The organism is Stenotrophomonas sp. GD03877 (genome assembly GCF_029840555.1).
Taxonomy (GTDB): domain Bacteria; phylum Pseudomonadota; class Gammaproteobacteria; order Xanthomonadales; family Xanthomonadaceae; genus Stenotrophomonas; species Stenotrophomonas geniculata.
Genome location: NZ_JAOCCT010000004.1, coordinates 66002 through 79779, shown reverse-complemented (window position 1 = coordinate 79779; position 13778 = coordinate 66002). Strand labels below are relative to the sequence as shown.

General features: G+C 65.9%; 9 protein-coding genes. 6 read left to right on the top strand and 3 right to left on the bottom strand.

Annotation, left to right across the window (positions count from 1 at the left end; all coding sequences use genetic code 11):
* Positions 1–65: 65 nt before the first annotated feature.
* On the bottom strand, positions 66–2957 hold the full coding sequence (locus N5D20_RS04000) for a TonB-dependent receptor (RefSeq protein ID WP_279914341.1): 2892 nt from the start codon (positions 2955–2957) through the stop codon (positions 66–68).
* A gap of 241 nt (positions 2958–3198) precedes the next feature.
* On the opposite strand from N5D20_RS04000, the gene N5D20_RS03995 reads away from it, so the two are divergent.
* Genes N5D20_RS03995 through N5D20_RS03970 form a run of 6 tightly spaced genes read left to right on the top strand, consistent with a single transcriptional unit; the run spans position 3199 to position 11209 of the window.
* Complete coding sequence (locus tag N5D20_RS03995) at positions 3199–4638, top strand: polysaccharide lyase 6 family protein (protein ID WP_279914340.1); 1440 nt, start codon at positions 3199–3201, stop codon at positions 4636–4638.
* On the top strand, positions 4635–6863 hold the full coding sequence (locus N5D20_RS03990; protein WP_248853512.1) for an oligoalginate lyase: 2229 nt from the start codon (positions 4635–4637) through the stop codon (positions 6861–6863). The genes N5D20_RS03995 and N5D20_RS03990 overlap by 4 nt, the downstream gene beginning before the upstream one ends.
* Positions 6860–8164, top strand: coding sequence for an MFS transporter (locus N5D20_RS03985; RefSeq protein ID WP_248853513.1), 1305 nt, complete (start codon positions 6860–6862; stop codon positions 8162–8164). The genes N5D20_RS03990 and N5D20_RS03985 overlap by 4 nt, the downstream gene beginning before the upstream one ends.
* 60 nt (positions 8165–8224) lie before the next feature.
* Complete coding sequence (locus N5D20_RS03980; RefSeq protein ID WP_049409649.1) at positions 8225–8977, top strand: glucose 1-dehydrogenase; 753 nt, start codon at positions 8225–8227, stop codon at positions 8975–8977.
* Positions 8978–8991: 14 nt separating this feature from the next.
* Positions 8992–10179 carry a GDSL-type esterase/lipase family protein gene (locus tag N5D20_RS03975; RefSeq protein WP_049481124.1) on the top strand — a complete coding sequence of 396 codons (1188 nt, stop codon included), beginning with the start codon at positions 8992–8994 and terminating at the stop codon, positions 10177–10179.
* Positions 10180–10189: 10 nt separating this feature from the next.
* Positions 10190–11209 (top strand): sugar kinase, encoded by a 1020-nt coding sequence (locus N5D20_RS03970; protein ID WP_279914338.1) that lies wholly within the window; start codon positions 10190–10192, stop codon positions 11207–11209.
* A 17-nt stretch (positions 11210–11226) separates the two neighbouring features.
* On the opposite strand, the gene N5D20_RS03965 is transcribed toward N5D20_RS03970, so the two are convergent.
* Both N5D20_RS03965 and N5D20_RS03960 read right to left on the bottom strand, forming a co-directional pair.
* Positions 11227–12225, bottom strand: a complete 999-nt coding sequence (locus N5D20_RS03965) for a retropepsin-like aspartic protease (protein WP_279914337.1) — start codon at positions 12223–12225, stop codon at positions 11227–11229.
* 21 nt (positions 12226–12246) lie between these two features.
* Positions 12247–13698, bottom strand: a complete 1452-nt coding sequence (locus N5D20_RS03960; protein ID WP_279914336.1) for a S41 family peptidase — start codon at positions 13696–13698, stop codon at positions 12247–12249.
* Positions 13699–13778: the final 80 nt, after the last annotated feature.

Below are 13778 nucleotides of genomic sequence, written 5' to 3'. Positions count from 1 at the left end.
CTGCCACCGCGGCCGGCAAGGGTCCGGTTGGAGCGACGGCGCGACCACTGGCCGCGCCGCCCTGTTCAGAACTTGTATCGTACACCGAAATACGCACGCCGCCCGTAGGTCACCACTTCGCGGAAGTTCCCATAAAGCGGCTGGTAGGCCACGCGCGGCTCGTTGGTCAGGTTCATCAGCTCCAGCGACAGCGACAACTGCTTGTTCACCCGGTAGCGCAGGCGCAGGTCCACGCTGGTGTTGTCATCATAGTAGCGGTTCTGCTGCGCGGTGTTGCCGGTGAAGTCCTGGTAGTAGTGCGAGCGGAACTTGCCGATGGCCTGGATGTTGAAGCGCCCGACGTCCCAGTAGATCGAGCCGGACAGGACGTGCCGCGAGAAGCCGCTGAGACCCGCCGGCGGCACGATCGCCGGAATGATCGTGCCATCACTGGCCAGCTGCTCGCCCAGTCGTGAGTCCTGGGTCCGGTAGTCGGCATCGGCGTAGTTGTAGCTGACCTTGAAGCCCAGCCCGTCGAACGGCTTGGGCAGGTACGACAGTCGATGGGTGGCGGTCAGCTCGAAGCCGGTCAGCGTGCTGTCCTCGTCGGTGGTTACCTGCTGCCGCACCGGCACAGTCACGCTCTGGCCGTCGATGGTGTAGGTCTCCGGCACCAGCGCGGTGGCGGTGCCGCCGTTGAACTGCTTCCAGTACACCGCGCCGGCCAGCATCGTGTCCGGGTTCGGGTACCACTCCAGTGACAGGTCGCCGTTCCAGGACATCAGCGGCTGTGCCGCCGGGTTGCCACTGGCGCTGATGTCATCCAGCGCATCGGCCAGGTTGCCGTAGGTGGCATCACTGCTCACGTTAATGGTGCGCCCCGCACCCAGCGCGGCGATGTCCGGCCGTGACATCGCGCGGTACGCACCGACCCGCAGCAACACGTCCGGGCGCAGTTCGAAGGCCGCGTTGAGGCTGGGCAGCAGCTTGTCGTTGCCCGCCTTGAACACCTGCGTGCTGTACTCGCCGGTGGGTTGCAGGCGGATCGTCCCGTCACCGTTGTCATCGATACGCAGGCCGGTACGCACGCCTTCGGAGCGAACATCGGTCTTGACCCAGCGCAGGCCGAGGTTGCCGGTCACCGGCAAACCGAACAGGCTGCTGCTGAACTCACCCAGCAGATAGAGCGCGCGTGTCTTCTCGGTGATATCGACATTGTTCGGATCCTGGAAACCCGGATCCAGCCCGCTGTCGAGGCTGCCACGGAACGACTGGTACAGGCAGTTCGGATCGAAGTACGCCCACGAGGAGATCGTGTTGCCGCTGGCGGCATCCATGAAGTCATCCTGGGGGAATGGTGCACGGCAGGCCTGGTTGGCAGCGATGATCTTCGCCTTGTCGGCCGCCACGCGCTGGTCGTAGTCGGTTACCAGAGTGTTGTCGCGCAGGCGGTAGTCGGCCTGGCTGGCGCGCACGCCGCCCTTGATGCGGGTGAAGAAACCGGACTCGGGCATGAAACTGGCATCGAAGCGGCCGGCCTTGATCTTGTGGTCATTCTCCGTTGCGCTTGAGGTCACCCGCGCCGCCCCGGTGTAGGCGTCCCAGTTGGTGGGGTCGAAGTTCGGCGCCAGCGCGACACTGGGCACTTCGCCGTGCCAGTCCCAGTCATAGTCCACGTAGCCGGTGGCACCACTGCTGATGCCGGGCACGGCGGCATTGTTGACGTCGCGCTGGTTCGCGCGCAGGCGGGTCATGCGCTCGCTATCGAGGCGATTGGTATGCGAGTACGAAAGATCGGTGGACAGCTCCCAGGCCGGGGTCGGTCGCAGGATCAGGTTCAGGCCACCCCCGGTGTATTCCTCGCCACGCCAGTAGCGGTTGGAGGTGGAGTCGATCGAGGTGCTGCCATGCAGGTGGCGCACGATGCCGTCTGCGTCCACGTCGCGCTGGGTGATGCCGCGACGTGCGTTGGACAGGCTCAGATCGCTGCGGTTCTCGTACCAGTTGCGCTCGGTGTGTTCGAAGTCGAGATTCACTTCAACCACGTCATTGGGCCGCCACTGCAGGGCAGCGAACTCGCTCTGGCGGTCGTTGCGCTCCTGCTTGAGCCGGTAGATGCGGCTGCTGGGCACCAGGTAGTAAGGTGCGCCGTTGGCGATGGCCTGCGCGGACACTTCATTGCAGTTGGCATTGCCCACGTTCTGCGTGCCATCGCAGGCATACCAGGTGGAACCGCTGGTGATGCTCTCTTCCGGATCGGTGCCGTCCAGGCGCTGGAAACCCAGCGAAATGCCCAGCTTCTGCCCGTTGCCGAACTCGAACTGGTCGATGTAGCTGGCGGTGCCGCGGTAGCCGATGCCGTCGTCGTCGCGGTACTTCTTGTCATACTCGGCCCAGCTGCCACGCAGATCGATCTGCGTCGCCCGCTTGCCGTACTCCAGTGGGCGCACTGTTTCCAGGCCGATGGTGCCAGCCACGCCGCCTTCGATGATGTCGGCGCGCTGGGTCTTGTAGATGGCCACCGTATTGATCAGCTCGGCGGGGAACATGTTGAAGTTCACCGAGCGGTCGCCACTGCCGTTGGTGATCTCGCGGCCATTGAAGTTGGTGCTGCTGAGGAAGGCGCCCAGGCCACGGATGGAGATTTCCGAGGCCCCGGTCTTGTCGCGGGTCGAGGCGGCGCCGGTCAGGGTCTCGATCGCGTCGGCCAGCGAGGGCGCCGGCAGGTCGCCGATGTCATCGGCCGAGAGCACATCGGCAATGACCGTGTCGTCGCGCTTCTTGTTGATCGAACTCTGCATCGATTCGCGGATGCCGGTGACCTGCACCTGGTCCAGCGTGGTGGGATCCTGCCCTGCTGCCTCCTTGCTGGATTGCGCCTGGGCCGTGGGCAGGCCCGCCAGCACGGCGAGCAGCGCCACGATCAGGGGTGTGGGGGACAACGAGATGCTATGCACTGCTCCGGCGGGTCGCCGCATGGTTTCCTCCTCCCAAAGGATCGCCTGCATGCCAGGCGTGGGACGCAGCTTCGGCACGGCGACATGAAAATGTCAACCAATTGGTATGTGAATGTTCAAATGCCTTTGATCCATACCAGTTGATCGCAATTTAATGTGCTTCTGCAGCATGACTTTGCGCGAAAGCTGGCTTACAACAGACCCGAAAGTGGTATGCAGACCCACCCTGAAACGACGGCCGGGCCGTCCCTGGAAGGATTTCATGCGCATTCACTCGCTGGCGCGTCACCCGTCCAACAATCCATCGCTGTTTTGCCTGGCCACTGGTCTGGTCATGTGCCTGACCAATTCAGCGGCAAGTGCAACCAGCTGGCTCGTCCACGATGTCGCTGAGTTCACTACCGCCGCCTCGGCGCTGCAGCCCGGCGATGAGATCGTGTTGGCTGACGGCATCTGGACCGACGCCCGGTTGCTGCTGAAGGGCCAGGGCACGGCAGCCGCGCCGATCACGCTGCGCGCGCAGACCGCCGGCAAGGTCGTCTTCAGCGGGCGCTCGGACCTGCGCCTGGCAGGGAGCTACCTGCAGGTGTCCAACCTGGTGTTCCGCAACGGCTACGCACCGGGTGATGCGGTGGTGGCATTCCGCGAATCGAGCAAGGCCGTCGCCAGCAACAGCCGCGTCACCGGCCTGGTGATCGACGACTACACCAACCCCGATGCCAGCGACCAGGACTACTGGGTTTCCTTCTATGGCAGCCACAACCGCCTCGATCACAGCCAGCTGCGCGGCAAGACCAATGCCGGGCCGACCGTGGTGGTGGTGCGCGATGCCACCCAGGGCCTGGACAACCAGCACCGCATCGACCACAACTGGTTCGGCCCACGCCCAGCGCTGGGCGTCAACGGCGGTGAAACGATTCGCGTCGGCACCAGTGACACCTCACTGAGCAATTCCAACAGCACGGTGGAGAACAACTGGTTCGAAGGCTGCGACGGCGAGACCGAAATCGTCTCCAACAAGTCTGGCGGCAATACCTTCCGCGGCAACGTGTTCTATCGTTCGGCCGGAGCACTGACCCTGCGCCACGGCAATGGCAACCGGGTGATCGACAATGTCTTCCTCGGCGATGACAAGGCCGGCACCGGCGGCGTACGCATCATCAACGCCGACCAGACCGTCAGCAACAACTACTTTGAACGGCTGGCCGGGTCCAGCAACCGTTCGGCGCTGGCGGTGATGGATGCGCAGGCCAATCCGCCGCTGTCCGGCTATGCGCCGGTGGTGAATACCACGATCAGCGGCAACACCTTCGTGGACGTGGCGAAGATCAGTTTCGGCGTCGGCCATGATGAGGCAAAGGGCATCGTGGTGGCCGCCAGCAACAGCCGCTTCACCGGCAACCTGATCGTCAACCGCACCAGCAGGAACCCGCCCAATGCCGCCAGTTCGCTGGCCGGTATCGACTTCAGTGGCAACGTGCAGTCGCCGGCAGCCAGCACTGTGTTCCCGGGAGGCGTAGAGAGCCGTGGTGTCAGCCTGCAGCAGGCTGATAGCGGATTGTGGGTTGCCACGCCTGCCCTGCCCGCCGTGGGTGCCGATCCTGCCCTGGCAATGACCGCGCGCGAGGCGACCGGCGTTGCCTGGTATCCCAAGGTGGGCGAAGTTGCCCTGCCACGCACCCGCAATGGAGTTGATCGATGAGGTTGCAGCCGCTGTTCATTTCCCTGGCTTTGGCCGCCCCCTTCGCCCTGCTGCCGAGCGCATCGCTGTTCGCAGCCCCCACTGCTGCCGTGCGACAGGCCGAGGCCGCGCCGGTGCTGGTCACCGCCGCACAGTGGCAGCAGATGGCCAGCGAAGGCCGCCGCTACCCGTGGTTTTCCAAGGAACAGGCGCGCACCGAGGCGACGCTGAAGAAGATGATGAAAGCCGGTATCGACGTGCCGGTACCCAAGGACAAGGGCGGCGGGCGCACCCATGAACAGCACAAGCGCAACTACCAGGCGCTGCTGGCGGCGGGCACGCTGTACCGGCTGACCGGCGACAGGGCCTACGTGGACTATGCGCGCGACATGCTGCTGCAGTATGCCCAGCTCTACCCGACGCTGGGCCCGCACCCGGAAGGCCGTGGGCAGATCCCCGGGCGCGTGTTCTGGCAGGTGCTCAACGATTCGGTATGGCTGGTCAACGCCATCCAGGGCTACGACGCGATCCGCGACGCGCTGTCCGCCGAAGACCGCAACACCATCGAATCGAAGGTGTTCCGGCCAATGGCCGAGTTCCTCGTCAGCGAGCCGAAGAACTACGACCAGATCCACAACCACGCCACCTGGGCGGTGGCCGCCACCGGCATGACCGGCTACGTGCTGCGCGACCCTGAGCTGGTGGAGAAATCCCTGCGCGGCAGTCGGAAGGACGATCATTTCGGCTTTCTTCGGCAGATCGACCTGCTGTTCTCGCCCGATGGTTACTACGAGGAAGGCCCCTACTACCAGCGCTATGCACTGGCGCCGTTCCTGCTGTTCGCCAATGCCATAGAACGCAACGAACCTCAGCGGAAGATCTTCGCGCGCCGTGACGGCGTGCTGTTGAAGGCCGTGGATGTGCTGGTGCAGTCCAGCTACAACGGCTTGTTCTTCCCGATCAACGACGCCATCCTGGACAAAGGCATCGACACCGAAGAGCTGGTGGCCGGCATCGGCATCGCCTATGCGCGTACAGGTGATGACCGCCTGCTGTCCGTGGCCCAGCAGCAGAAGCGCCTGCTGCTTTCGCCCGAAGGGCTGGAGGTGGCGCAGGCGCTGGCGGCGAACAAGGCCAAGCCTTTCGACTACAGGCCGATGCTGCTGCGCGACGGCCCTGACGGCGACCGCGGCGGCTTGGCCATTCTGCGCATGAACGGCGAGCGCGGCCAGGCGCTGGTGCAGAAGGACACCATGCAGGGCATGGGCCACGGCCACTTCGACAAGCTCAGCTGGTTGTTCTACGACAACGGCAACCCGGTGGTGACCGACTACGGCGCGGCCCGCTTCCTCAACGTGGAAGCCAAGCGCGGCGGCATCTACCTGGCCGAGAACCGCAGCTGGGCCAAGCAGACCGTGGCCCACAACACCCTGGTGGTGGACGAGCAGAGCCACTTCAAGGGCGACTGGAAGCGCGGCGAGGAGCATGCCCCGCAGGTGCGCTTCTTCCAGGCCGATGCCGATACCCAGGTCGCCTCGGCAACCATGCGCGATGCGTATCCAGGCGTGATCTTCACCCGCACCCAGGCGCTGCTGCGCCACCCCGACCTGGGTCTGCCAGTGGTGCTGGATCTGTTGCAGGTGCACGGTAACAAGGCCGCGCGCTACGACCTGCCGCTGCACTTCAACGGTCACATCGTCACCACCGGCTTCGAGGCCGAACACTTCCCCGCCCAGCGCCCGGTGCTGGGCAAGGACAACGGCTACCAGCACCTGTGGCTGGATGCACGCAGCAGACCCGGCAGCGAACCGCGTTCGCTGGCCTGGCTGCTGGACGGCCGCTTCTACACCTACCGCTTCGGCAGCAGCGCACCCGCGCAGGCGCTGCTGGTGGAAAGCGGTGCCAACGACCCGGAATTCAACCTGCGCCGCGAACCGGCCTTGCTGCAGCGCGTGGAAGGCCAGAAGGACGTGACCTTCTTCAGCGTGCTGGAGCCGCACGGCGAGTACAACGGCACCGCCGAGTACGTGCACGGCGCAGACAGCCGCATCAAGGACATCGTGCGCACCCGTGGCAGCGATGCCGAGGTGATCGAACTGCGCCTTGCCAGTGGAGCCCGCATCGCGCTGGGCGTGGCCGATGACAGCAGCGCCAAGGGCGAGCACAGCGTGACCGTCGACGGCCATGCCTACCGCTGGAGCGGCAGCCACGCGCGCATGGACCGCAGCAAGGGGGACGCGAAATGAACGGCCCTGCGGTGGTGGCCAACCTGCGCAAGGTGCCGGTGCGTTCAACAGTGCGCTGGCTGATCGTGGGCCTGATCGCCGTGGCTACGGTCATCAACTACATCGACCGCAACGCACTGGCGGTGATGTGGCCGGAAATCGCCAGGGAAGTGGGCGCGACCAAGGATGACTACGCGCTGCTGGTGACGGTGTTCATGCTGTTCTATGCCGCCGGCCAGTTCCTGTTCGGGCGCCTGTTCGACATGATCGGAACGCGCCTGGGTTTCGCTCTGTCGATCAGCGTGTGGTCGATCTCCATCGCCCTGCATTCGGTCACCCATTCGATGCTGTCCTTCAGCCTGGTGCGGGCGATGCTCGGCATCAGCGAGGCCGGTGCCTGGCCAGGCGCGGTCAAGGCCAATGCCGAGTGGTTCCCGGCACGCGAGCGCGCACTGGCGCAGGGCGTGTTCAACGCAGGTGCGTCGATCGGCGCGATTGTCTCCGCACCGGCCATCGCCGGCCTGTACCTGTGGCTGGGCTGGCGCGGCACCTTCGTGCTCGTCGGTGCGATCGGCTTCCTGTGGCTGCTGCCATGGCTGTTTGTCTACCGCGCCGGGCCGGACAAGCATCCGTGGGTGAGCGATGCGGAACGCCGCTTGATCATGGAAGACCAGACCGGGCAGCAGGATGTCGCCGCGCCGAAGGTGAGCGTGCGTTCGCTGCTGGCCCATCGGCAGAGCTGGGGCATGCTCGCCTGCCGCTTCCTGCTGGACCCGATCTGGTGGTTGTTCGTGTCCTGGCTGCCGATCTACCTGGCCGAAACCTTCGGCTTCGACATCAAGCAGATCGGCCTGTTCGCCTGGGTGCCGTTTGTCGGCGCGATGCTGGGCAGCCTCAGCGGCGGTTGGCTGTCCGGGCGGATGATCCGCGCCGGGCACAGCGTGGACCGCGCCCGCAAGCTGGCCATCACGCTGGGCTGCGTAATCATGGCCCCTGCCCTGCTGGCTGCCGTGCTGGCCAACCAGCCGCTGCTGGCGGTGCTGGCGATCGCTGCCGTGCTGTTCGGCTTCCAGGTGGCCATCGGCAACATCCAGACCCTGCCGGGCGACCTGTTCGACGGCCGCTCGGTGGGCACGCTGGCGGGCCTCGGTGGCCTCGCGGCCGTGGCCGGCACCTTGATCACCACCTGGCTGGTGCCGGTGCTGACCCGCCATTCCTACGCTCCGATCTTCATCCTCGTTGCCGCGCTGGTGCCGCTGTCGCTGGCTGCGCTGTGGTGGTGGACCGGGCCTATCCAGAAGCTCGACCGCCGCGCCGGTTGAGCCTGGGTCTCCTTCTTTTCCAAGTACATCCATTCCCCCGCAAACCAAGGAGTTTTCCGCATGTCGTTCCAGGACAAGGTGGCCATTGTCACCGGCGGCGGCCGCGATATCGGCCGCGCCGTTTCGATCAAACTGGCTGCCGCCGGTGCACGCGTCTGCATCAACTACGCCAATGATGAAGCCAGTGCCCAGGAAACGCTGGCGCAGATCCAGGCGGCCGGTGGCCAGGCCATCGTGCATCGCGCCGACGTCACCGATGCCGCTGCCGTCGCCGGCCTGGTCGCTGCGGCACAGGCCGCGTTCGGTGAGCGCATCGACCTGCTGGTGAACGTGGCCGGTGGCATGGTGCAGCGTCGCCCGCTGGCCGAGATCGACCCGGCGTTCTTCCACACGGTGATGGACCTCAACATCACCTCCACCTATCTCACCACGCACGCGGTGGTGCCGCACATGCGCGAAGGCGCGGCCATCGTCAATTTCGCCTCGCAGGCCGGTCGTGATGGCGGCGGCCCGGGCGCATCGATCTACGCCACCGCCAAGGCGGCGGTGATGACCTTCACCCGCGCCATGGCCAAGGAGCTGGGGCCGAAGGGTATCCGGGTGAACGCACTGTGCTGCGGCATGATCGCCACCCGCTTCCACGACGAATTCACCAAGCCGGAAGTGCGCACGGCCGTTGCCGGCGCCACCCCGCTGCGCCGCCAGGGTGCGCCGGACGAAGCCGCTGACGCTGCTGTATTCCTGGCCTCGGATGCGGCGGCGTTCATCACCGGTGCGAATCTGGACGTCAACGGCGGCACCTACTTCTCCTGACTGGAATCCTGCTCATGCAGCGCTGGACGCTCCTGCTTTCATTGACGATCTGTTCCGCCGCGGCCGCGCCTGCCGCTTTGGCTGCACCGGTCTGGGTCACCGCCTGGACCGCCTCGCCGGCACCTGACCGCAAGGATGGCACCGCCGAGGCACCCGTACAGTTCGCCGCACAGACCGTGCGCCAGGACATGCGTATCGGCAGCCGTGGCGATGCGCTGCGCCTGCGCATAAGCAACGAACTCGGCACGGCACCCTTGCGGGTCGAGGACCTGCGCGTGGGAGTAAAGAACGGCAAGGCCGCACCGCTGCCGGTAACGGTGGATGGCCGCGCGGTCATCGAGGTGCCGGTGGGTGCAGCGCTGCTGAGCGATCCGGTGCGGATGCCGGTGGCGGCGCTGCAGGAAATCAGCGTGAGTGCCTATTTCCCGCAGCCCACCCGTCCCGCCGTGCGCCGCACCGAGCTGCGGGTAGCGGACGGCAGGCAGGCAACCGTTGCCGACAGCGTGCGGCTGAGCTACCAGCAGAACGTGTTCTCGGCGGTGATGGTGCAGCGCGCAGATCGTCCCCAGGTGATCGTGGCGCTGGGCGACTCCATCACGGAAGGTGCCACAGCCCGTCGCGGCACCTTCAACCAGTGGCCGGAGCGGTTGGCGCAGCGCCTGCAGCAGGCCTGCCCGAACCGGTTCGTGGTGCTCAACCAGGGCATCAGCGGCAACAAGCTGCTTGACCATGGCCGCAGCCACAGCGCACTGTCACGATTGGATCGCGATGTGATCGCGGCGGCCGATGCCGATCAGGTGATCCTGTTCGAAGGCATCAATGACATCCGCCATAGCGGTGGCGCGCAGCCGCTGCCTGGCCGCAATGCGGCGGACATGCTGACGGGCTATCAGCAGGTTGCGGCGCGGCTGCATGCGCATGGCATCCGCGCCTGGCTGGGTACGTTGACCCCATTCGGCGGCTCCGAGCGCTACGAGCCCGTGTCCGCAGCCACCCGCACCACGATCAACCAGTGGGCACGCGGTGGGCAGACCGGGTTCGATGGCATCATCGATTTCGATGCCGCCCTGCGTGATCCGAAAGCGGCGGAATCGTTGCCCAACGACATCACCCGCGACCATCTGCATCCCAACGACGAAGGCTACCGGCGCATGGCCGATGCCATCGATCTGCGCATGCTGGGCTGCGCCACCGCCGACTGAGAGGGAACCGATGAGCCGCGTCGTTTGTTTCGGTGAGTTGCTGCTGCGCCTGGGTGCGCCGGGTCGTGAACTGCTGCTGCAGACGCCGCAGCTGCAGGTCCATGTAGGAGGCGCCGAGGCCAATGTTGCGGTCTCGCTGGCCTGCCTGGGCCACGATGTGCAGATGGTCAGCACGGTACCCGGCAACGCGCTGGGCCGGCATGCCGTGGCCGAGCTGCGGCGGCATGGCGTAGGCGTGGCCGGCGTGCGCGAAGTGGATCGCGACCGCATGGGCCTGTACTTCCTGGCGCCCGGTGCGGTGCACCGCGCCAGTGAAGTGGTGTATGACCGGGCGGGGTCTGCATTCGCAAACAGCAGCGCCGAGGATCATGCGTGGCCCGCTCTACTGTCCGGCGCGCAGCTGCTGCATGTCTCCGGCATCAGCCCGGCGCTGGGCGACAACGTGGCCGGGTCCGTGCTGGGGGCCGTGCGTGCGGCGCGCGCGGCGCGCGTCCAGGTGTCCTTCGACGGCAATTACCGTCCCTCACTGTGGCGACGTTGGGGCGGCGACGCAGCGGTGATCCTGCGTGAGATCTTCGCCGAGGCCGACATTGCGTTTGCCGATCATCGGGACATCGAACTGGTGCTGGGGCTGCACTTTCCGCAGGACGATGCGGTCGCTCGGACCGAAGCCGCTGCGGCGGCCGCTTTTGCCGCCTTCCCGCACCTGCAGTGGCTGGCCTCCACCCAGCGCGACGTGGTGAGTGCAGATCATCACATCCTGGGTGCGCTGCTGTTGGGGCGCGACGGCACGCGGGCGCAGGCACCACCGCGCCCGCTGCCCGGTATCGTTGATCGCATCGGTGGTGGCGATGCCTTTGCCGCCGGCATCCTGCACGGAATGCTGTCCGGGCTCGACGCAGAAAGCACCGTGCGCTTCGGACTGGCTGCGGGCGCGTTGAAGCACGCCATTCCCGGCGACTTCAGCCCGGTAGCGGAGGCGCAGGTGCTGGCCCTGCTGGGCGATGGAGGTGCGGATGTCCAGCGCTGAATGCCGAACGCGCGTGGTCACCCCGCCGGGGTGGCGACGAAGCGACGGTTGGGACGCAGATAGATGCTGCCGGAACGGGCATCCAGCAGGATATTGAACTGCTGCAGGACTTCGCTGCCAAGCGTCCCGTCGTCCGTGGAGCCATCGTCATCGACGGTGATCGAGGCTTTCGGCCCCTTCAGTTGCAGGGTCGAGATGCTGGCCACGGGCACGCGCACGTCCACCGCGCGGATCTTCCGGCCCGCGCTGCCGCTGAACTGTGATGTTCCAAGTCGTTCCGGAAACGCTTCCTGCAGGCGGTGGGCGCTGCCGAAGGCGTAGGACAGGTCGATGTTGCCGTTGCTGCCGGTGTCCAGGGTAAGCCAGGGTGCGAAAGTGCTGCTGCCGTTGCCGAGCGTGACCTGGATGGCTGGGATATTGTCGATCCAGCGCACGTTGGCCCGGATATACCCCGCAAGGTCGGGAACATCGTCGTGCACGCGCAGCAGGCTGCGGTCGTAGTCGATCTCCAGCACCTTGCCCTGGAAGAAGGTCCAGCCCAGTACTGCATCGAAGGGGCGCCCCGTGTAGTCGATCACCACGGCCCCCATCGGTCGCTGCACGCCGCCGATCTGCACGGCGTTGTGCGTGCTGTAGGCGAGAAGCGTGACGCCATCGGAACCGGTGTTCTCACTCTGGTCGTCAATGACCAGCTTCGCGTCCTGCTGGATGCGCCTGGCAACGGCGATGGCCGACGCGCCTGTATCGACGAGAAAGCGCAGTGGTCGCGAGCCGTTGATCGTACCCTCCACGTAGATCCGGTGATCCTTGCCCAGCTCGAACGGAACTTCGGTGACCGCAGCACCTGCTGCGAAAGGCACCAGCATGATCAACATCGCGCATTGAAGCGCAGTACGAGGCAGTTCGCACATCCGAGGGCTCCTTCGTTCAGTAGAGCTGCAGCAGCGGTTGCCGGGCTCATTGCGGGTTGGATGCAGCTGCCGGTGAAAAGGTTTAATGTGCCGGAACTGCTTCACCGGTACGCCACCAGGACGGGATCATCGTCCGGAGATCCACGCCTCAAGTGCTGCGGTGTCCCGCATGTCGCCGGTATAGCGATGATCGGGCACGTGCGGTTCGTTCGAACCACGCACCCGCCCCCGGAACACCTTCATCGGCACTGAAATCCTGGCCAGCCCGCTTGGCAGCCGCTCTGGCCGCACGTCCATGTAGAGACTGTCGGCCGATGTCTCGACGCCCACCTGCACCGCGCCCAACCGCTTCCACAGGTCCAGCGCATCCAGGCAGGCCGAACCACAGGCGGCATCAGCCACGATCACCACCCTGCCCTTGCGCAGCGGTGCGGCCGGGCCTGAGGTTGGTGCTGTATCTGCGCTGGCCTCGGACGGCTCGCGCCACAACGCCTCACCCCGGCCGCGTGCCTGTGCCATGCCCGCCGTCACCGACTCCAGCATGCGACGCAGCTCTGGCGACGCGTCGGGCGCCTGCACCAGCTTCTGCAGGAAGCTGCGCAACTGGGCGATGTTGGCCTCGGAGGTCCGCCACTCCACCCAGCTGGGGTCGGGCAGCACGTCCACGGCGGCCCGGCCCCAGATCAATCGCGCCAGTTCGATGCTCCATTGCGAAGCTCCGCCGCTGTTGCCACGCACGTCCAGCACCACCGACGGTGCCTGCTGCAGGGCTTCGGCTTTCGGAGCAAGCTGCTCAAGCAGGGCGGTCAGTTCCTTGAAGTTCTGCTCCGTGGGGTCGGCATTGAAGCTGCTGGTGGTGATCCAGTAGCCGCCATCGGGCATGATGCGCCAGCCGTTCGCCGGGCGGAAGCTGCGCCGGGTGTCGGCCAGACGCTCCTTGCGCTGTGCCGCCTGCAGTGGTTGCCACTGCAGTGCGTAGGATTTCTCGCGTCCATCTACCTGGAAGACGCAGGCGTTCAGCGTGGGCACGAACGGATTGCCCTGCTCCAGCAGCACTTCGCCACCGCCGTGGATGCGGCTGGCCTGCAGGTTCCAGCGCCCGCTGAAGTCCCCGATCCGGCGCGCAGCCAGCGTCTGTGCATCGATGCCATCACAGGACAGCAATCGCGCCCCAAGTGGCGGATGGCCATGGCCACCATCCACGGTCATGACCAACTGCGCATCGCCGTCGAAACCGGTCAGGAACCCGGGCCACTGCGCTGGAACATCGGGAGCGTCGGCAAGCGCGTTGAGGCTGACATGCCCATCGTTGAAGAACGCCGCATAGCCTTTCATCGCCCACCAGTAGCCCTGGTAGTTGGTGACCCGACCTGCACGCGAACCTGCAAGCGCCTGGGCCTCGTCGAGCTGCGCGCCGAACCCGGGATTCCGCAGATCCACTGCGCCCGGATGACTGCCACGCAGGGCGGCGTCGGCAGCGTCCAGATCCTTCAACAGCGTGTCCGGCCAATCGATCGGCGCACCTTTCGCGGTGGGTGCCGCGAGCACCGCACCGAGAAGCAGCCATGCAATGACCATGGATTCATCCGTTTGCCGGGACAAACACGAGTCTCGCAGTTTTCCGGCCCGGTGTACCGCGCCCGCCGCAACGGGCGCGG

What these genes read in the sequence shown, in the direction of transcription:
- N5D20_RS03990 (WP_248853512.1), top strand. Translation starts at nt 4,635, where the DNA reads ATGAGGTTGCAGCCGCTGTTCATTTCCCTGGCTTTGGCCGCCCCCTTC.
- N5D20_RS04000 (WP_279914341.1), bottom strand. Translation starts at nt 2,957, where the DNA reads ATGCGGCGACCCGCCGGAGCAGTGCATAGCATCTCGTTGTCCCCCACA.
- N5D20_RS03960 (WP_279914336.1), bottom strand. Translation starts at nt 13,698, where the DNA reads ATGGTCATTGCATGGCTGCTTCTCGGTGCGGTGCTCGCGGCACCCACC.
- N5D20_RS03995 (WP_279914340.1), top strand. Translation starts at nt 3,199, where the DNA reads ATGCGCATTCACTCGCTGGCGCGTCACCCGTCCAACAATCCATCGCTG.
- N5D20_RS03980 (WP_049409649.1), top strand. Translation starts at nt 8,225, where the DNA reads ATGTCGTTCCAGGACAAGGTGGCCATTGTCACCGGCGGCGGCCGCGAT.
- N5D20_RS03970 (WP_279914338.1), top strand. Translation starts at nt 10,190, where the DNA reads ATGAGCCGCGTCGTTTGTTTCGGTGAGTTGCTGCTGCGCCTGGGTGCG.
- N5D20_RS03975 (WP_049481124.1), top strand. Translation starts at nt 8,992, where the DNA reads ATGCAGCGCTGGACGCTCCTGCTTTCATTGACGATCTGTTCCGCCGCG.
- N5D20_RS03985 (WP_248853513.1), top strand. Translation starts at nt 6,860, where the DNA reads ATGAACGGCCCTGCGGTGGTGGCCAACCTGCGCAAGGTGCCGGTGCGT.